This window comes from Allomuricauda sp. XS_ASV26, assembly GCF_041224615.1.
Classification (GTDB): Bacteria; Bacteroidota; Bacteroidia; order Flavobacteriales; family Flavobacteriaceae; genus Flagellimonas; species Flagellimonas alginolytica.
The window spans coordinates 454,184-473,198 of sequence record NZ_JBGFGK010000030.1 but is presented as its reverse complement, the minus strand read 5'-3'; the positions used below and the strand labels follow the sequence as shown (position 1 = coordinate 473,198).

At 42.0% G+C, this 19,015-nt stretch carries 19 protein-coding genes; 9 read left to right on the top strand and 10 right to left on the bottom strand.

Going from position 1 to position 19,015, the window contains the following annotated elements; all coding sequences use genetic code 11:
• The first annotated feature begins 156 nt into the window (after positions 1 to 156).
• From AB9K32_RS07240 to aroQ, 3 genes are all read left to right on the top strand, one after another.
• The gene (locus AB9K32_RS07240; RefSeq protein ID WP_252080080.1) at positions 157 to 681 is read left to right on the top strand and encodes a hypothetical protein; all 525 of its coding nucleotides are present in this window, start codon (positions 157 to 159) and stop codon (positions 679 to 681) included.
• A gap of 75 nt (positions 682 to 756) precedes the next feature.
• Complete coding sequence (locus tag AB9K32_RS07235; RefSeq protein ID WP_252080079.1) at positions 757 to 1,221, top strand: hypothetical protein; 465 nt, start codon at positions 757 to 759, stop codon at positions 1,219 to 1,221.
• A 72-nt stretch (positions 1,222 to 1,293) separates the two neighbouring features.
• A complete protein-coding gene (gene aroQ / locus AB9K32_RS07230; RefSeq protein ID WP_293295964.1) occupies positions 1,294 to 1,710 on the top strand; it encodes a type II 3-dehydroquinate dehydratase in 417 nt (138 codons plus the stop codon).
• On the opposite strand, the gene AB9K32_RS07225 is transcribed toward aroQ, so the two are convergent.
• The 5 genes from AB9K32_RS07225 to AB9K32_RS07205 all read right to left on the bottom strand — a co-directional run bounded on the left by AB9K32_RS07225 (position 1,702) and on the right by AB9K32_RS07205 (position 5,145).
• Positions 1,702 to 1,983 (bottom strand): DUF3817 domain-containing protein, encoded by a 282-nt coding sequence (locus AB9K32_RS07225; protein WP_293295962.1) that lies wholly within the window; start codon positions 1,981 to 1,983, stop codon positions 1,702 to 1,704. The two genes, aroQ and AB9K32_RS07225, sit on opposite strands and share 9 nt — an antisense overlap.
• A 3-nt stretch (positions 1,984 to 1,986) precedes the next feature.
• A complete protein-coding gene (gene lpdA, locus AB9K32_RS07220; RefSeq protein ID WP_293295960.1) occupies positions 1,987 to 3,378 on the bottom strand; it encodes a dihydrolipoyl dehydrogenase in 1,392 nt (463 codons plus the stop codon).
• A 164-nt stretch (positions 3,379 to 3,542) separates the two neighbouring features.
• The gene (gene msrB / locus AB9K32_RS07215) at positions 3,543 to 3,947 is read right to left on the bottom strand and encodes a peptide-methionine (R)-S-oxide reductase MsrB (protein WP_224836502.1); all 405 of its coding nucleotides are present in this window, start codon (positions 3,945 to 3,947) and stop codon (positions 3,543 to 3,545) included.
• Positions 3,948 to 3,967: 20 nt separating this feature from the next.
• On the bottom strand, positions 3,968 to 4,459 hold the full coding sequence (msrB, locus tag AB9K32_RS07210) for a peptide-methionine (R)-S-oxide reductase MsrB (protein WP_369884785.1): 492 nt from the start codon (positions 4,457 to 4,459) through the stop codon (positions 3,968 to 3,970).
• A 107-nt stretch (positions 4,460 to 4,566) separates the two neighbouring features.
• Entirely contained in the window at positions 4,567 to 5,145 is a 579-nt protein-coding gene (locus tag AB9K32_RS07205) for a collagen-like protein (protein WP_224836504.1), read from the bottom strand.
• A gap of 163 nt (positions 5,146 to 5,308) precedes the next feature.
• On the opposite strand from AB9K32_RS07205, the gene glgB reads away from it, so the two are divergent.
• The 4 genes from glgB to AB9K32_RS07185 all read left to right on the top strand — a co-directional run bounded on the left by glgB (position 5,309) and on the right by AB9K32_RS07185 (position 11,957).
• Positions 5,309 to 7,204 carry a 1,4-alpha-glucan branching protein GlgB gene (gene glgB, locus AB9K32_RS07200; RefSeq protein WP_369884784.1) on the top strand — a complete coding sequence of 632 codons (1,896 nt, stop codon included), beginning with the start codon at positions 5,309 to 5,311 and terminating at the stop codon, positions 7,202 to 7,204.
• Between the two features lie 96 nt (positions 7,205 to 7,300).
• Positions 7,301 to 9,700 (top strand): glycoside hydrolase family 31 protein, encoded by a 2,400-nt coding sequence (locus AB9K32_RS07195; protein ID WP_252080073.1) that lies wholly within the window; start codon positions 7,301 to 7,303, stop codon positions 9,698 to 9,700.
• A 36-nt stretch (positions 9,701 to 9,736) separates the two neighbouring features.
• The gene (locus AB9K32_RS07190) at positions 9,737 to 10,552 is read left to right on the top strand and encodes a M48 family metallopeptidase (protein ID WP_224836507.1); all 816 of its coding nucleotides are present in this window, start codon (positions 9,737 to 9,739) and stop codon (positions 10,550 to 10,552) included.
• 79 nt (positions 10,553 to 10,631) lie between these two features.
• Complete coding sequence (locus AB9K32_RS07185; RefSeq protein ID WP_369884783.1) at positions 10,632 to 11,957, top strand: MFS transporter; 1,326 nt, start codon at positions 10,632 to 10,634, stop codon at positions 11,955 to 11,957.
• Between the two features lie 5 nt (positions 11,958 to 11,962).
• Here AB9K32_RS07185 and AB9K32_RS07180 read toward each other — a convergent pair whose 3' ends face one another.
• From AB9K32_RS07180 to AB9K32_RS07160, 5 genes are all read right to left on the bottom strand, one after another.
• Complete coding sequence (locus AB9K32_RS07180) at positions 11,963 to 12,406, bottom strand: hypothetical protein (protein ID WP_252080070.1); 444 nt, start codon at positions 12,404 to 12,406, stop codon at positions 11,963 to 11,965.
• A 148-nt stretch (positions 12,407 to 12,554) separates the two neighbouring features.
• Positions 12,555 to 13,280 carry a head GIN domain-containing protein gene (locus AB9K32_RS07175; protein WP_252080069.1) on the bottom strand — a complete coding sequence of 242 codons (726 nt, stop codon included), beginning with the start codon at positions 13,278 to 13,280 and terminating at the stop codon, positions 12,555 to 12,557.
• A 32-nt stretch (positions 13,281 to 13,312) separates the two neighbouring features.
• Positions 13,313 to 14,410: a hypothetical protein gene (locus tag AB9K32_RS07170; RefSeq protein WP_252081254.1), complete on the bottom strand. Its 1,098-nt coding sequence runs from the start codon at positions 14,408 to 14,410 to the stop codon at positions 13,313 to 13,315.
• The gene (locus AB9K32_RS07165) at positions 14,391 to 14,951 is read right to left on the bottom strand and encodes a DUF3379 domain-containing protein (protein ID WP_224836511.1); all 561 of its coding nucleotides are present in this window, start codon (positions 14,949 to 14,951) and stop codon (positions 14,391 to 14,393) included. The genes AB9K32_RS07170 and AB9K32_RS07165 overlap by 20 nt, the downstream gene beginning before the upstream one ends.
• 2 nt (positions 14,952 to 14,953) lie before the next feature.
• Positions 14,954 to 15,511, bottom strand: coding sequence for an RNA polymerase sigma factor (locus AB9K32_RS07160; RefSeq protein WP_224836512.1), 558 nt, complete (start codon positions 15,509 to 15,511; stop codon positions 14,954 to 14,956).
• A 217-nt stretch (positions 15,512 to 15,728) separates the two neighbouring features.
• Between AB9K32_RS07160 and lon the strand changes: the two genes are divergently transcribed.
• Positions 15,729 to 18,179 carry an endopeptidase La gene (gene lon, locus AB9K32_RS07155; RefSeq protein WP_224836513.1) on the top strand — a complete coding sequence of 817 codons (2,451 nt, stop codon included), beginning with the start codon at positions 15,729 to 15,731 and terminating at the stop codon, positions 18,177 to 18,179.
• A 55-nt stretch (positions 18,180 to 18,234) separates the two neighbouring features.
• Positions 18,235 to 18,933: a (d)CMP kinase gene (gene cmk / locus AB9K32_RS07150; RefSeq protein WP_338195845.1), complete on the top strand. Its 699-nt coding sequence runs from the start codon at positions 18,235 to 18,237 to the stop codon at positions 18,931 to 18,933.
• The last annotated feature ends 82 nt before the right edge of the window (positions 18,934 to 19,015 follow it).

Genomic DNA, 19,015 nt, shown 5'->3' with positions numbered 1-19,015 from the left:
CAAACGGGGGCGTTAAAATTGTGTTGGTTTACCTAATTTCCCAACATGGATTGTTATTGTTTGGACAAAAATAAATTTGTGTCGTTGGTCGGAAAAATGGTAAAAGAGGTACTTTTTTAGAGATGATGGCGTTCTGGTGTTAATAAAATTTTAACAATGAAGAATAAGACATATGTACTGGTAATCATCGCTCTGATTACGGTAAGCTTTTCATCTATGGCACAAAGAGTGGATCGAACAAATTTTAAAGCGGGTGTTCATGCAGGGGTACCCTTCGGTGATATTTCCGATTTGGCAAATTTTGAAATAGGTCTGGATTTGGGTTATCATTGGGCACTTTCGGAATTAATAGATGCGGGCTTGTCCACAGGGTTTATGAACGTTTTTGTGAATAACGATACGGTAGATTTTGGCTCGTTTGTGTTAGAAGGGGATTTTCCGAATATCCAATATTTACCGGTTGCAGCCGCATTACGGATATATCCCACTTACGATTTTAAACTGGGAGCCGATGTTGGGTATGCCGTAGGGGTTAACCAAGGGAATTCGGGAGGGCTTTATATACGTCCCATGGTGGGAGTGAATGTAGGTAGGAGCACCGAAGTAAATATATCGTACGTGAAAATTAGTGACGATTACGATTTTTCAATGGCTGCTTTGGGCATCCTGTTTTTGTTTTAATATAAAAAATTGACTGTCATAACCCCAAATCTTACAGTTAACTATATGAATATTAACCATTAATTACACTTAAAAATGAAAAAATTACTTTTTGTTATTGCATTGGTTATGATCGGCAATTTGGCAGTAAAGGCCCAAACCAATTATCGTGCTGCTTTGGGACTGGGAATCGACCTTTACGACGAAGCCACTTTTTTTGGAGCCTCCGGTAAATACTTTTTCTCCGATAACCATGTGGGACAGGCCGATTTGGGGTTCGAGGACAATGCTACCATTGCTACTTTTTTGTACTCTTACCACAAAGGTTTTTTTAGGGCACCTGGCCTGCGTTGGTACGCAGGAGTGGGGCCGAGTATAATTTTCATCAAAAATTCTGATAATATATTTGCCCTGCGCCCTCATTTAGGACTCGATTTTAAGATCGATGGCGTTCCATTGGTGTTGAATTTTGATTGGCGCCCATCCGTTGTTTTGAGCGATGTAGGTGAAAATGAAGTGGCAGCTTTTGGCTTTGGTCTGCAATTTGCATTCGATAATTAAACTATTTTTGGACAAAAGATATTTGAGGACGGGATCATCCCGTCCTTTTCTTTTTATTGTATTTTTGAATTTATGAAGCTAATGATCATTAACGGACCCAACTTAAACCTGTTGGGCAAGCGAGAGCCAAATGTGTATGGGAGCACTACTTTTGAAGACCACTTTGCCCAGTTACAGCAAAAATTTCCTAATGTGGAATTGGAATATTTTCAATCCAATATAGAAGGGGAGCTTATTGGTAAAATCCAAGAAGTAGGTTTCAATTATGATGGGATCATATTAAATGCCGCAGCCTACACGCACACATCCGTTGGTATTGGTGATGCCGTGAAAGCAATAAATGCTCCAGTGGTGGAGGTGCATATTTCCAATACCCATCAACGGGAGGAATATCGCCATGTTTCTTACATATCACCTGTTGCCAAAGGAGTGATCCTAGGCTTTGGATTGCAAAGTTACGATTTGGCGGTTCGGAGCTTTTTAGGCTAACTCTTTTAAATACATCTTATCTGCGTAGAATGTACCAAAGGGTAGGAGCGAAGCAATAAAAAGCATGGTAAACCTTTTAAGGTTCCATTTTCTTTCCCTACAAAAAACTATGGCCACCACTACATATAGAATAAACAATACTCCATGAGCCATACCAACAACTTGGTTTGGTTCAGGAATATCCGCCCAATGCTTTAACGGCATGGTCATTCCGAAAAGGAGTAGATAGGAAATACCTTCTAAAATAGCAGTGGCCCTAAAGATTTTTAGCATAGCTTATAAATGGATTACTTCATCATAAGCATCTGCAACAGCTTCCATAACGGCTTCACTCATGGTCGGGTGCGGGTGTACTGCTTTCAACACTTCATGGCCTGTAGTTTCCAGTTTTCTGGCCACAACAGCTTCTGCGATCATGTCGGTAACGCCAACACCGATCATGTGGCAACCTAGCCACTCTCCATATTTGGCATCGAAAATAACTTTTACAAAACCATCTGGCGTACCAGCTGCTTTGGCCTTACCACTTGCAGAAAATGGGAATTTACCAATTTTAAGGTCGTAGCCCTGTTCCTTGGCCTGCTTTTCTGTTAAACCAACAGAAGCAATTTCTGGGATACAATACGTACAGCCTGGAATATTTCCATAATCCAAAGCTTCAACGTGCATACCGGCAATTTTTTCTACACACAGTATTCCCTCAGCAGAGGCAACGTGGGCCAAGGCCTGTCCGGGAGTAATGTCTCCAATGGCATAATACCCAGGTATATTGGTTTGGTAGTAATCGTTTACCAGAACTTTATCCCTGTCCGTAGCGATACCCACATCTTCCAAGCCAATGTTCTCTATATTTGTTTTGATTCCAACGGCGGATAGAACAATATCGGCCTCAAGGACTTCTTCGCCTTTTTTTGTTTTTACGGTGGCTTTTACGCCATCGCCAGAAGTATCCACTTTGGTTACCTCGGCAGAAGTCTTAATTTTCACCCCTGCTTTTTTGAAGCTGCGCTCCAATTGTTTTGAAATGTCCTCATCTTCAACAGGAACAATGTTCGGCATGTATTCTACAACGGTAACCTCTGTACCCATAGAATGGTAGAAGTAAGCGAACTCCATTCCTATGGCGCCACTACCGACCACGATCATTTTTTTAGGCTGCTTTTTTAGGGACATTGCTTCGCGATACCCTATAACCTTTTCACCATCCTGAGGTAAACTTGGCAACTCACGGCTGCGTGCCCCGGTGGCAATAACAATATGATCTGCAGAATATTCGGCAGTTTCTCCGTTTTCTGTTTTAACCTCGATTTTTTTGCCGGGTTTTACTTTTCCGAATCCATTGATTACCTCAATTTTGTTCTTCTTCATTAGGAACTGAACACCCTTGCTCATTCCATCGGCTACACCGCGGCTTCTCTTAACAACAGCATCAAAATCGTGTCCTACTTCTTTGGCATTTAATCCGTAGTCCTCGGCATGTTTTAAATATTCGAAAACTTGAGCGGATTTTAGAAGGGCCTTGGTCGGGATACATCCCCAATTAAGACAAACGCCTCCTAAACTTTCTTTTTCTACAATAGCTGTTTTGAATCCCAATTGTGACGCTCTGATGGCTGTAACGTATCCACCCGGACCACTTCCCAAAACAATTATATCGAACTTGCTCATTAGATTTTGATTTTAGTTGTTAGATTTTGAAATCTGCCATCGATTGGCAGGTGCAAAAGTACGGAAATCAAACTCCATTTCCCAAGTTGAAAAATGTCAAATATGGGTTTGTTTGTTAAATAGGGGGAAACATCTGTTCGCAGAAAATAGTATTGGTGAAAACTTTAGCCTTTTGCATCAAAATCAATGCTTACCGAATTGATGCAGTACCGTTGCCCGGTGGTTTCTCGAGGGCCATCGTTAAAAACATGTCCCAGATGGCTACCGCAATTGGCGCAAACGGTCTCGGTTCTGATCATGCCATGCGATGTATCCCGGATGTATTCAATGGCGCCTTCAACCGCTTGGTCAAAGGAGGGCCAACCGCATCCACTTTCAAATTTGTGTTCGCTCGTGAACAACTTGGCCTTACATGCCCTGCAGTGATAGTCCCCATTTTCAAAATGAAGGTCGAATTCACCCGTGAAAGGTCTTTCCGTGCCTTTTTGTCGCAAAACATAGAATTCCTCAGGGGTAAGTTGTTGTTTCCACTCCTCTTCGGTCTTGTTTACACTGTATTTTTTGTCCATATGATTTTTAAATCCACAAGTTATTGGTTGTCCGGGATAAAATCAAGGGCCGCACCGTTAATACAATGTCTTTTTCCGGTCGTGTTCCTAGGGCCATCGTTGAACACATGGCCTAGGTGCCCTCCACAAACGGCGCAATGTTCCTCGGTACGGGGCACTCCAATTTTATAATCTGTGTCGTAAGCAACATTACCTTCGATTTCTCGATCAAAGCTGGGCCAACCAGTACCGGAATCAAATTTGTGCTCGCTCCGAAATAGGGGTGTTTGGCAACCGGCACAGACGTAGGTGCCTTCTGCCTTTATGTCCAGTAGTTCACTGGAAAAAGGGTTTTCTGTTGCCGCTTTTCTAAGTACGTAATATTCGATGTCGGTAAGTTCGTTGCGCCATTCGGCATCCGTTTTACTGACTTTAAAAGCGGTTTCGGATTTTTCTTCTTTTTTCTCTTCTTGAGATGTACCCTTGCAACTGGTGAATACGATCAAAACGAGCAATAGCAATTTTTTTCCCATTCTTCTTTTTATTTAGTTGGACGTAAATAACTGGCTGTCCTAACAAAAAGATACAAAAAAGTCCCATGGATTGCCAATGGGACTCTTTATTCTGTAGTAATTATGATCTAGTTGATATCCATTTTCGTAATCTGTTCTTCGTTGATATTGAGGGCAGACATAACGCTTTCCATATTGGAAGCATCAAAATCAGAAGCTTCGGCATATTCGCTCGGTACAAACACAATTCTGAACAATTGGTTGTCCGTAAAGTCGGTACTCAATCCTGATAAATCGAAATTCCCATCTATAAAAAGTTCCAGATCCACAAAGGTGTGGGCAAACACATACTGAATGGTGCCTTGATCTAAGAAATAGTTTTGTGGGATTTGTGTCCATGCATCTGCTGTAGAGCCATCGTTTAGGTCAATTACACCATCATGCCTGTAAACCAAAACGGCGTCCGATTCAAAAACTTCAAAATTGGTCACGTCGGCAAATGTGATCAATGTGCTAAAAAGGTTGTCTTCTGGGATATAACCAAAGTCAACGCCTTCTACTTCCACAACCTGCCCTTGGATTCCGTCCAACCCATCTTGTCCGTCCAATCCATCGAGTCCGTCGAAGCCGGGAGGTCCTTGTGGTCCTTCACAAGCGGCAAAGAATAGTAAAAGAAATGCGCCTAAAATTGTACTAAATTTATTCATGATTTTTGGATTTTTGATTTGTGTTATGTTTTTACTGTTGTTGCAATAAAATCAAAAAGCGTTCCATTTTTAAAAAAATGTTGTTTATACCATCATACCCGATTTCAAAATCGTATTCTTCCGTAAAGATGCGTATTATTGTATAAGTGCAAAACCCTCATATATGTCCAAGGTAGTTCCACATAGTTTTTTTACGGATTTTGATATTGATCTTTTTAAAGGAGGCAAACATTTTCGTCTATACAACAAGTTAGGGTCGCACCTGACCGAGGTAGACGGCAAAAAGGGAACTTATTTTGCGGTTTGGGCACCCACTGCAAAATCCGTGAGCATTGTTGGTGATTTTAATCATTGGACCGTTGGTGAGCATGAACTTTTTGTGCGATGGGACAGTAGTGGAATTTGGGAAGGATTTATACCCGGGGTGGACAAGGGGACCAAGTACAAGTATAAGATTCACTCCAACAACAACGACATTTGGACCGAAAAAGCCGATCCATTTGCCCGGTATTGCGAGCAACCGCCACAAACGGCCTCGTTGGTCTGGGACGATGATTATAAATGGAAAGATAACGACTGGATGGCATCGCGCGAAACCAAGAATAGTCTCGATAGTCCGTTCTCGGTTTATGAGGTACATCTTGGTTCTTGGAAGAAAAAAAATGGTTGGGAGTCCCTGAGCTATTTGGAAATGGCGGAGCAACTGGCCGATTATGTCGAGGAAATGGGCTTTACCCATGTGGAGTTTATGCCGGTTATGGAATATCCATATGATCCGTCTTGGGGGTATCAAATTACAGGTTATTTTGCCCCAACTTCCCGTTTTGGCAAGCCAGAGGATTTTAAAGTTCTTGTGGAGGCGATGCATAAGAGAGGTATAGGTGTTATCATGGATTGGGTGCCATCCCATTTTCCAGAAGACGCCCACGGCCTTGGTTTTTTTGACGGATCCCATCTCTATGAGCACCCAGATAGGAGAAGAGGCTACCATCCGGATTGGAAAAGTTTAATTTTCAACTACGGTCGGAACGAGGTTAGGGCCTTTTTGATCAGTAATGCGATATTTTGGCTCGAGCAATACCATGTGGATGCACTTCGGGTAGATGCCGTGGCATCCATGCTCTATTTGGACTATTCCCGCGAAGATGGTGAATGGGAGCCCAATATGTACGGCAACAATGAGAATTTGGAAGCGTTGTCCTTTTTAAGGGAAATGAACCAAGAGGTTTACGCAAGTTTTAAAGGAGTACAGACCATTGCCGAAGAATCCACTGCCTTTTCTGGAGTTACCAAACCGGTAAATTATGGTGGTCTAGGGTTCGGAATGAAGTGGATGATGGGGTGGATGCACGATACATTGGAGTTTTTTAAGAAAGACCCGGTCCATAGATCTTATGATCTGAATATGATCAGTTTTAGCCTAACCTATGCCTTTACGGAAAACTTTATGTTGCCCTTTTCACACGATGAGGTAGTGTATGGCAAACAATCATTGTTGTATAGGATGCCCGGCGACGAATGGCAGAAATTTGCCAATCTAAGAATGTTGTTTGGGTATATGTTTACGCACCCAGGCGGCAACCTGCTTTTTATGGGAGGAGAGTTTGGCCAATCGTCCGAGTGGAACTTTCAGGAGAGCTTGGACTGGCATTTGACCCAGTACGATTTTCATTCTGGAATCCAAGAAGCGGTAAAAGACCTGAACAAAATGTACAAAAATAATCCAGCGCTGTACGAAAAACAGTTTAGTCCCGAAGGTTTCCAATGGATCGAATACAATGATCGGGAGAACACGGTAATATCTTATATTAGAAAAGGAAACGACCCTAAGGATGACCTAATCGTAATTTGCAACTTTACACCGGTTCCAAGAGAAAATTATAGACTTGGCGTTCCCAAGACCACTACCTTAAAACAAGTTTTTAACAGCGACGATACAAAATACTCTGGTAGTGGTATGGGCAAAAAAACAATGAAACCAACCAAAACCCCTTGGAACGGTCAACAACAATCCGTTTTGGCTACCTTACCACCCTTAAGTGTCGTGGTCTATAAGTAAATGCAACACGAAAACGTTGTAGTTGATTGCTTTTTAAAACATATTTTTCATTATTCACGCAATTGTGTTTTTTTTGTGATTCTCAATCAATTATAGATGATAACCAATACAGAAATAGTAAGGACTGGAAATCAGTTCCCCAACCATATAGTAGATTTTAAACAGGAAAACGATAAGTTTTACTTTACTACCCAGAACGGCGTTATTTTACAGCTTACCATTTTAAGGGATAGCGTGGTGCGCTTCAGGTATGCAACGGAGCATGTTTTTGAGCCCGATTTTTCCTATGCCATTAGCGAAGATGTCAACCTTGGATATAATGAGCTTAAAATCCAGGACGAGGTGCCGGAGTATATCGTAATTACATCCAAAATCAAGATACATATCAACAAGACCAACCTAAAGGTAAAAATCGTTGATATGGCCGATCTGGTGATCTCGGAGGATGAACTCGGTTTTCATTGGGAAGAAAATTTCGATTATGGCGGCAATGTGGTAAAAATGAGCAAAGTTTGCCATGCAGGTGAAAGTTATTACGGAATGGGGGATAAGGCATCGCACACCAACCTTAAGGGAAAACGGGTGAACAACTGGGTTACGGATACCTATGCCTACGGAAAGGACCAAGAACCACTGTACAAATCCATTCCTTTTTACATTGGTCTTAAAGAAAGTAAAGCCTACGGAATATTTTTTGATAACTCTTTTAGTACTTATTTCGATTTCGCTGGCGAACGCAGAAATGTAACAAGCTATTGGGCCGATGGTGGTGAAATGAACTATTACTTTTTCTATGGTCCTAAAATGTGCGATGTAGTGGAATCCTATACCGATTTAACCGGATTGCCAGAACTGCCCCCACTTTGGGCATTGGGGTTTCATCAATCGAAATGGAGCTATTATCCCGAACAAAAGGTCCGGGATATCGCATCCAACTTTCGAAAATTGAACATTCCTTGTGATGCCATTTATCTGGATATCGATTATATGGATGGTTTTAGATGTTTTACATGGGACAAAAACCACTTTCCCGACCCTAAAAAAATGATCGATGATTTAGGTGAAGATGGTTTTAAGGTGGTGACCATGATCGACCCCGGGATCAAGATAGATCGCGATTATTGGGTGTATCAACAAGCTATGGAGAAGGGATATTTTTGTCGCAGGGCAGATGGTCCGCTATTTAAGGGAAAAGTATGGCCCGGTCCCTGTAATTTCCCCGATTTTACCCATCCGGATGTTAGGGAATGGTGGGCCGACCTTTATAAAGAAATGATTGCGGACCTAGGAGTAAGCGGAGTTTGGAACGATATGAACGAACCCGCGATCATGGAGGTCCCCAGCAAAACGGCAAATTTGGACGTACGTCATGATTATGATGGTCATCCTTGCAGCCACAGAAAGGCCCATAATGTCTACGGTATGCAAATGGTTCGCGCTACTTACGAAGGAATAAAAAAATATATGTTCCCCCGCAGACCGTTTGTTCTTACCCGCGCCGCTTATTCCGGAACCCAGAGATATTGCGCTACATGGACCGGCGATAATGTGGCCACTTGGGAACATTTATGGATTGCCAATGTGCAAATGCAACGCATGAGCATGAGCGGGTATTCCTTTGTTGGTTCCGATATTGGTGGATTTGCGGAGCAACCTAATGGGGAACTATTTGCCCGATGGATCCAGCTAGCCGTTTTCCACCCATTTTGCAGGGTACACTCCAGCGGCGATCACGGCGATCAAGAACCTTGGTCCTTCGGAGATGAAATCACCGATATTGTGAGAGAGTTTATTGAACTTAGGTATCAATTATTACCATACCTATATACGATGTTCTATAATTATATCAAGGAAGGTTTTCCCATGCTTCAATCCTTGGTTTTTTATGATCAAGACGATGTGCAGACTCACTTCCGGACCGATGAGTTTATTTTTGGTAAACAATTGTTGGTGTGCCCCGTACAAGAACCGAACTCTTTGGGAAGACGAATGTATTTCCCTAAAGGGAACTGGTATAATTATTGGACGGATGAGATGGTCGAAGGAGGAGTGGAGCGTTGGGTTTCCGCAGAACTAGACCGTATACCACTTTTTGTAAAAGAAGGGGCCATGATACCCAAATATCCTGTTCAACAATATGTGGGGGAAAAGGAGATAGAAAAATTGGCCATAGATGTTTATTTTAAATCGGGAACGGAAAATTCCGAAGTATACGAAGACCATCAAGAAGGCTACGATTACAAAAAGGGCCGATACAGTTTAAGACGATTTAAATTCACGGGCAAGGAGAACGAATTGATCATACAACAGTTTAAGGATGGTAATTATATTACGCCATACCATAACTTTGTAATGACGTTCCACGGATTGCCCTTTGAAATAGACAGTGTGGAACTGGATAATGAGGAAGTTGGACTGGACGAAATCAAACTCAATGGGAACAACACTATTGAAGTAAGCAAGGATTTCACGGAGCTTCATATTTTTGGAAAATAAAATTTTGTAATTTACAGAGAAAACAAGATCGATCAAATGAAAAAGATTTTTCTATTAATTCTGATACTGTTGATAGTGATGGCTTGTAAAACCAACCCGTTTACAGGAAAGAGCACACTCAACTTTTATAGTAATAGCCAAATGTTCCCCATGGCTTTTGCCCAGTATGATGAATTTTTGGGGTCGAACAAAGTGGTAAAGGGTACCTCGGAGGCAGAAATGATCACAAGGGTCGGTCAGCGTATAGCATCGGCAGCGGAACGTTGGCTCAATGCCAATGGTTACCCTGGGTATTTAAAGGATTACCAATGGGAATATAACTTGGTAGAGGACGAAACCGTGAACGCGTGGTGTATGCCGGGCGGTAAAATTGTTTTTTATACGGGAATTTTGCCCATTACCAAAAATGAAACCGGCATAGCTGTGGTAATGGGGCACGAAGTAGCACATGCACTGGCCGATCATGGTGCCCAAAGAATGAGCGCCGGTACCTTGCAGCAAGTCGGTGCCATGGGCGCGGCAATTGCAACCAGTAAAAAATCGCCAGAGGTACAAAATGCTTTTATGCAAGCTTATGGTGTTGGCAGCAATGTGCTGGGCATGTTGCCCTTTAGCCGAAACCATGAGACCGAAGCAGATAGAATTGGACTTCAGATCATGGCCATTGCAGGATATAATCCCGATGAGGCCGCCCAACTTTGGAAACGTATGAAAGAAGCATCCGGAGGTCAGGCGCCCCCCGAGTTTTTAAGTACGCACCCATCCAACGACACCAGGATCAATAATTTGACGGCATGGGCCCCGGCCGCTAAACAAGAGGCAAGAAAATTTGGGGTCACCTCGTTTAAATAATGGGCATTTATCAATTGAAGAGTTTAAAAAAGTCATTCCAAGATGCATGGGAATGACTTTTTATTTTTAAAACAGAAGTATGGCGCAAACATTGGCACTGAAAGGAAGTAAAAAACTGTTGAATGCTTGGGCGTTTTACGATTGGGCGAATTCAGTTTACAGCCTGGTAATTTCCTCGGCCATTTTTCCACTTTTTTACGGTCTGCTGTTTAGGACTGCCGGCATAGAAACGGTCACAATTTTTGGTGGAGAAATAGCTCGTGCACCCTTGATCAGTTATGTTACTTCTTTAGCCTTTGTTTTTATTGCCATAATTACCCCGCTCATTTCCGGGGTAGCCGATTATTTGGGGAACAAAAAAATATTTCTCAAATTCTTCTGCTATTTGGGTGCGGCCTCTTGTATTGGACTGTACTGGTTTTCTTTGGAGCACATTTATTTTGGCCTGGCTTGTTATTTCTTCGGACTTGTCGGTTTTTGGGTCAGTTTTGCCATCAACAATTCCTACCTGCCGGATATTGCATATCCCGAACAACAAGATAGAATCAGTGCAAAAGGATTCTCACTGGGATATATTGGCAGTGTAATTCTTCTTGTTTTTAATCTTGCCATGGTAATGAAACCGGATTTTTTTGGAATTACCGACAACGGAGGGGAAATCGCTGAAATAAAGGCTATGAAATATTCCTTCATTTCGGTTGGTATTTGGTGGATACTCTTTAGTCAGTACACATTTGCCCACCTGCCCAAAGGTTATAAAAGAGAGGGAAAACGAGATCACATTATATTAAATGGTTTTAAGGAGTTAAAGCTGGTTTGGCATCAATTGGGAAAAAATAGGCGTTTAAAACGCTATTTGGGAGCATTCTTTGTGTATAGTATGGCTGTGCAGACCATTATGTTGATCGCCACTTATTTTGGAGAAGAAGAAATTTTGTGGGGTTCGGACAATGAACGTACAACAGGCCTAATTGTAAGTATTTTGCTTATTCAAATTGTAGCCATACTTGGGGCAACGGTAACAGCATGGGCATCAAAGGCTTTTGGAAATATTAGAACTCTCGTAGTGATCAATATTATTTGGGCGATGTTATGCGTGTATGCATATTTTCTTCAGACCCCGATGGATTTTTACATTGCTGCCGGATTGGTCGGTGTGGTGATGGGCGGGATTCAAGCACTTTCCCGTTCCACATACTCCAAATTTTTGCCGGAGACCACGGATACCACATCGTTTTTTAGTTTTTACGATGTCTCCGAAAAAATTGGTATTATAATCGGAACCTTAATGTATGGTATTGTGGCACAGCTTACGGGAAGCATGCGAAATAGCACCATATTTTTGGGCTTGTTCTTTTTGGTTGGGATAATATTACTTTTAAGAGTGGGCAAAAAAACAAAATAGCTTAGTCAGGCGTATTGGGATTTGGATACTATGGATTTTAGTGCATCATACAAAGGTTCGTTATATTGAAAAATTGCTCCTTTTCGAGTATTTTTTGTAGACAAGTGTATCCAGTTTAAACTTGTGGCCAGCGACTTGTTCAAATAATCTGTGGTGTACAATCTACGACGACAAATATGGACGGCCGTAACATCCTCAATGTTGATTTTCTTTTTGTGAAGAATAGATCCAATCAAAATATGTTTGTCAAATATATAAATCTTGGAAGTTGCATTATGGAAGACATAAAAAACACCCAGCAGGGCAACCGATACCAAAATGATACTGATGACCAAATTATCTGAATATCGTAATGAATTCAGGAGTAAACCGGATACAAACAAGACCTGGAGTGTTTGAATTATAAAAAATGGATTCTTGTAGGCGATTACCTTATAAGTATTTTTCATTTTCATAAAATTTGGGGCGTTCGATAAATGATTCATTTAAAACCAAATACGTTCTCAATATAGTAAGAAGCATCGAATTTGAGAATATAAAGAGGTCCTAATATTATTAGGACCTCTTTATTCTTTGATTGATGAAATAAACTCGGTATTATCCTTTGGTAATGTCTCCGGACCCAGAAGCTTTTGATTTTATCTTTTTTGGATTTCCGCGATAATGGATGTCTCCGGAACCTGATACTCTGGCGTCTATGGATTGGTTGGCGGTTACCCGTATGTCCGCAGAACCGGAAACAGTCGCTCTTACAAAATCGGCCTCAAGGTCGTAGGCTTTTATGTCTCCAGACCCCGATACGGAAACCGTAAAGTCCGTTGTACTGCCAGAAAGGTTTATATCTCCGGATCCGGATAAGGAAGCATCCACTTCATCGGCTTCTACCACAAGGCTTACATCGCCGGACCCTGACATGGCAGCACTGAAGTTATTGGCTCTTATGGTAGTTTTTCCTACTAAATCTCCCGATCCAGAAAGACTAACGGCATTAATGGATTCCACAGGAACGGTAACGTAAATGCCACTCTTCCAATTGGAGGGCCTCAGGTTGACACCTTTGGCCACTTTGATCACCAATTTACCGTTTTTAACTTCCGTCTTGATGTATTCCAAAAGGTTGGATTCCCCCTTGAGGGTTAATTCGCCTTCGTTTCCGGAAACCAATTCCACATCGAACCATCCGGCCATGGCCACCTCGTCGTAATCGCCTACGGAACGTTCTATGGTAACCACGTTGCCATTTCCTTTGATTCTTTTTCCCCATTGTGCACTGGCAGAAGAAATAATGCCCAATGCAAGTGTCAGTGTTATTAGTTTTTTCATGATTCTGTGTTTAAAGCTGTTTTGATTTGATTTTAATTTTGATAAAATGAGACGCCGCCGTATTCACTGTTTATGCTCACTCTGTTTCCTGAGTTTGCTTTGCCGTAGTGGCCGCTATAATACTTTTCTGATGATCTTTCTTTGCTGATGTTGATCTCAAAATCATCCTTACCGCTAACACCGGCGTACTCGGTCGTGATTTCAAAATCGAAATAATATCCGGGATCGTACCCAATTTTGATTCCGGTGTAATCTGAACGTATTTCCACATTTCCGGCATCGGGTGCCAATCGGTCTATTCTGATGGAGCCATAGTCGCTGGTAATGGATACATTGCCATGCACATCGCCCAGTTTTACACCAATATAGTCTCCGTTACCGTTCACGTTTTTCACGTTTCTTACATCAATGGAGCCATAATCGCTGGAATATTCCAAATTTTCCATTTCCTCAACGGTTGCATTCGTGTAGTCTGCCTTTACGATTAGGTTTCCGGCTTTTTCAATGGTAAACCCAGAGTAATCTGCAACAATTTCGGCACTGTTGATATAATCAAAGGTAGATTTAGAGGTATAATCGAACCTTAGTTCGTTATTTCGTCCACGAAGTTCCCCAATATCCATTTTCCCATAGTCGCAGCTTATTTTTGCATGGCCATCGATCCTATCCAAGATTATGCTGCCATAGTCGTTGCTAAGGTTAACACTGTTCTTTACGGGCAATTTTATGGTGTAGTTTACCTGCACGCTAACACTTTTGCGTTTTCCCCAGCTCCATCCCCAACTGTTTTTTCTGTCTCCGAACCGGGTATAGGCGGAAACCATACTGGGGCTGTTGTCAAATTCTATATCAATCTCGTCCAAACGTTCTTTTACCCTTTCTTCGTCGTTTCCATTGGTTTTTACATGGACTTCTATTACAACCCGGTTTTCGTTCCAAGAAGTTATGTTAAGGTTCCCGTAGCTGTTGTTTACCTTGAGCAGTGCATCGGGGTTTACGCTGTATTCTTTTTTGATCGTTTTTTCTTTGGTGTACCTGCCGTTCAACTTGTCATTGTCCACATGGGCTCCCGCTACAAGGGGAATCAAAGCCAAGACGAAAAAAATGTATTTAAATGGTAAAGCTTTCATCATTTTGTGAGTTTAAATTTTTAATATTTTCTATTTGGCTCAAAACTTCTTTTAAAAGGTCGATTCTAGTTTGGAAATTGGTGATCATGGCACTAAGTATAATTTTACTGTCGCCACCGTTGATCAGGTCCTGCTGTAGGGATTTATAGTCTTTGTCCAATCGTTCCAGCTGTGTCATGGTGTCATCCACTAGTTGTGCTGTTTCGGGAGTTTTTTCGTCCTGTAGTTCCTTTACTTGTTCCTCGATAAGATTGGCAAAGTAGAACTCCGTCTGTGAAACTTCCGGTGCAATTTCTACAACTTGCTGTTTTATACTGGGGTCTGGACCAAACGTTTTATATCCCAAAACCGCTACAAGGGCGATCGATGCCGCGATGGAAAGATGTTTCCACCAAGAGGGTCTTTTTTTGTTCAGGGCAATAGTGCCCTGGCTTTGGTTCAATTTATCCAAAAACCGTTCTTGGTGCCCATTTTGTGGCTCTGCTACATCGAACTCCCCTTGGAGTCTTTCGAACAAACTATCTAAATTATCCTTCTTCATATCTAAGCATTTACGGTCAACTTTTTTCTAAGGCTCTGTTTGGCCCTGGAAATTGTGGTTCTACAATTAGCATAGCTAATGTTCATTATTTCACTGATTTCTTCGTAATCGTACCCTTCAATTAAATGTAAGGTCAAAGAAACTCTGTAATTGTCTTTCAAACTTTTCATGGTTTCCATCACTTTTTGAGCCTTCAGTTCCGTATAACCATTTTGATCCGAAGCAACTCCATCATTATCTTCGACCTTGTACATTACATCATCCAGATCCACAGCCTGTTTTTTCTGCTGCTTTTTGTAATGATAAATACTGTTATTGATCACAATCCGCTTTAACCATGCCCCAAAGGTGACGTCCCCTTTAAACGTATGCAGTTTGGTAAATGCGCTCAGGAACGATTCCTGCATCACATCTTCAGCCTCTGCCGAGTGTTTTACAATCCTAAAAGCAGTGTTGTACATTGCTTTGTAATAGCGGTTGTAAATCTCTAGCTGTGCATTTTGCTTTCCCTGCATGCACAATTTGAGCAGTGTGTCAATATGTTCATTTTGTTGGCTCAAAAAATGAATGGTTTGTCTTATAGATTACCCAATTTACCAATTGTTACACTTTTTTATTAATATTTGATTTTTAATGGCACAGGAATTGCCTTTTAAAGGATGATAATAAACCTTTAACCAGCTGTAAATATTGATTTTGAGCGGTTTGCAAAGGTTGTAGTGTTGAATAAAAATATGGGTTATTTGTCGATGCTGACAAAATGACCGAAAAGATGATATGGGAGAGATGAAAATTACCAAATTTGACAACATAGATTTACAGGGATTGGATGAGGATGCGGAATTGATACCGTTGCTTACCCCTGAGGACGAAGAACAAATGAATAGGGAGAGCTTGCCGGAAACCTTGCCGGTACTGCCTCTTAGAAATACCGTGTTGTTTCCCGGTGTGGTGATCCCGATTACCGCTGGTAGGGATAAATCCATTAATTTGATCAAAGATGCCAACAACGGCTCCAAGACCATTGGTGTGGTGTCCCAAAAGGACGAAAGTGTGGAAAACCCCGGTCCTGAGGATATCAATACCGTGGGTACCGTGGCCCGAATTTTACGTGTGCTTCAAATGCCGGATGGAAACACAACGGTGATCATACAGGGAAAGAAAAGATTTAAAATCGATGCCGTTCTAACCGAAAAACCATATATCACGGCGAAAGTAAGTGAGGCCATGGAGCAACGGCCGGACGAAAAGAGCACGGAATTCGAGGCGATCATCGACTCTATCAAGGAACTGGCCTTTAAGATCATTAAGGACAACCCAAATATTCCTAGCGAGGCCACCTTTGCCATTAAAAATATTCAGAGTAATTCCTTCTTGATCAATTTTGTGTCTTCCAACCTTAATCTTGCTGTTAACGAAAAACAACAGCTATTGGAAATTCCCGACCTTAAGGAAAGGGCCTTGGCGACATTGAAGTACATGAACATGGAACTTCAAAAGTTGGAACTGCGCAACGATATCCAAAGCAAGGTACGTAGCGATATGGACCAACAACAACGCGAGTATTTTCTTCATCAACAAATGAAGACCATCCAAGAGGAGTTGGGGGGACTGTCTTACGAGGAAGAAGTGGACGAAATGGCCGAAAAGGCCAAAAAGAAAAAATGGGGCAAAAAAGTAAAGGAGCATTTTGAAAAGGAATTGGCCAAAATGCAGCGCATGAACCCCCAAGTGGCGGAGTACTCCATTCAACGTAATTACTTGGACCTTATGTTGGATTTGCCATGGAACGAGTTCTCCAAAGATAAGTTTGACCTAAAACGTGCCCAGCAAATTTTGGACAGAGACCACTATGGTTTGGAAGACGTTAAACGACGAATAATTGAATATTTGGCCGTTCTAAAACTTCGTAACGATATGAAATCGCCCATTCTCTGTTTGTATGGACCTCCCGGTGTTGGTAAAACTTCCCTGGGTAAATCCGTGGCGGAGGCCTTGGGTAGAGAATATGTACGCATGTCCTTGGGCGGACTGCGGGATGAAGCGGAAATTCGCGGACACCGAAAAACCTATATCGGTGCCATGCCCGGTAGGATCATCCAGAGTTTGAAGAAGGCAGGGACATCCAATCCGGTGTTTATTTTGGACGAGATAGATAAATTGGCGAGCAGCCACCAAGGTGATCCCTCATCTGCTATGTTGGAGGTGTTGGATCCCGAACAGAATAGCGAGTTCCATGACAACTTCTTGGAAATGGGCTATGACTTGTCCAAAGTCATGTTCATTGCAACGGCAAATAATTTGTCCACCATTCAGCCTGCATTGCGCGATAGAATGGAGATCATTAACGTTACAGGTTACACTATCGAAGAAAAGGTGGAGATCGCTAAAAGACACTTATTGCCCAAACAATTGGAGGAACATGGCCTTTCCAAAAAAGATTTGAAAATCGGAAAGCGTCAATTGGAGAAGATAGTGGAGGGCTATACTCGGGAATCCGGAGTGCGCAGTTTGGAAAAACAAATAGCCAAAGTAGTGAGGTTTGCCGCAAAATCCATAGCAATGGAAGAAGAGTACAACATAACCATGACCAACGAGGACGTTGAAAAAATATTGGGCCCAGCACGATTGGAGCGTGATAAGTACGAAAACAACGATGTTGCCGGTGTGGTCACAGGGTTGGCCTGGACAAGCGTTGGCGGGGACATTCTGTTCATCGAATCCATACTTTCCAAAGGAAAGGGAGTCATGAACATTACAGGGAATTTGGGTAAAGTAATGAAGGAGTCCGCAACCATTGCCATGGAATATATTAAATCGAACGCGGAGACTTATGGTATTGATCCCACTGTTTTTGACAAGTACAATGTACATATACACGTGCCCGAGGGTGCCACCCCTAAAGATGGTCCAAGTGCCGGTATTACCATGCTAACTTCTTTGGTGTCGCTATTTACACAGCGCAAGGTGAAAAAGAGTTTGGCCATGACAGGTGAGATCACCCTAAGGGGAAAAGTGTTGCCCGTTGGAGGGATAAAAGAGAAGATTTTAGCTGCTAAAAGGGCCAAGATCAAAGAAATTATTCTTTGTGCAGACAACAAAAAGGATATAGAGGAAATTAAGGAAGACTACCTTAAAGGGCTTACATTTCACTACGTAACGGATATGAGCGAAGTGATAGACCTGGCGATCACCAAACAAAAAGTAAAGAACGCCAAGACTCTATAATTGAAAATTTAAAATAGGTAGGAACAGTACATGTATTTCTGCCTATTTTTGATGCATGGGAAAAATTACGATAGCCATAGATGGTTATTCCTCTACAGGAAAAAGCACCATCGCCAAAAGGTTGGCCGCTAGCTTGCAATATATTTATGTGGATACTGGTGCCATGTACCGCGCCGTGACCCTTTATGCCTTAAATCAAGGGCTGATCACCGAAGCAGGAGAGGTAAAACAGGCCGATTTGATTGCCCAACTATCGGAGGTAAAACTAAAATTTGTGCCCAACAGGGAAACTGGACGTTCGGATATGTTTCTGAACAACGTTAATGTTGAACAGGAAATCCGAAAAATGCGGGTTTCAGGTTTTGTAAGCCAAATAGCGGCAATTAAGGAAGTACGGGAGAAGTTGGTGAAAATGCAACAGGAAATGGGCAAGGATAAAGGAGTTGTAATGGATGGTCGTGACATTGGTACCGTTGTTTTTCCCAATGCAGAATTAAAGCTGTTCATGACAGCTTCTCCGGAGACCCGCGCCACACGCCGTTACAAGGAGCTTTTGGTAAAAGGAGAGGAAGTAACTTACGCCGAAGTACTTAAAAATGTTGAGGACCGCGACCGTATCGATTCTACACGAAGTATTTCCCCGTTGACCAAGGCCAAGGATGCCATTGAGTTTGATAATAGTGATATGGGGCTGGAAGAACAATTCGATCGCATTTATTCTTATGCTCAAAGGGTGATTGCCAAGCAAGAGTAAGATAGACGTGTATATGGCTTTAAAACCTATACTTTGTTTTTAATTAGGTATGGCCACCAATGTAGTGAAGGCTTAGGTGGGT